Genomic DNA, 283 nt, shown 5'->3' on the forward strand with positions numbered 1-283 from the left:
TGAAGACACTTATCCCCTTGAATATGGCCGTAATTATCATTGTATGGCTTGAAGAAGTCTACATCGAGAAGTATGACAGTCATGGATATATTACGTCTTCCATGCCACGCTATGCTCTCTTCAAGCTTAGTATCCATATATCGACGGTTATATAACTTAGTGAGGCCATCTTCGTTGGCTTGTTGTTGCAGAAGTATATTAAGTTCTTCGAGCTTTGCAGTACTTTGCTTTAATTCTCGCCTCATGTGCGCTATACGCTGCATGGCTATCAGCTTCGAGTTAA

Annotated in this window: 1 protein-coding gene; it reads right to left on the minus strand. The window is 41.0% G+C overall.

Annotated features, from left to right (window positions below):
* Positions 1-283, minus strand: a 283-nt coding sequence (locus A3712_RS15190; protein WP_157618771.1) for a GGDEF domain-containing protein, incomplete at both ends; no start/stop codon positions are given.

This window comes from Vibrio sp. HI00D65, assembly GCF_001635455.1.
Lineage (GTDB): Bacteria > Pseudomonadota > Gammaproteobacteria > Enterobacterales > Vibrionaceae > Vibrio.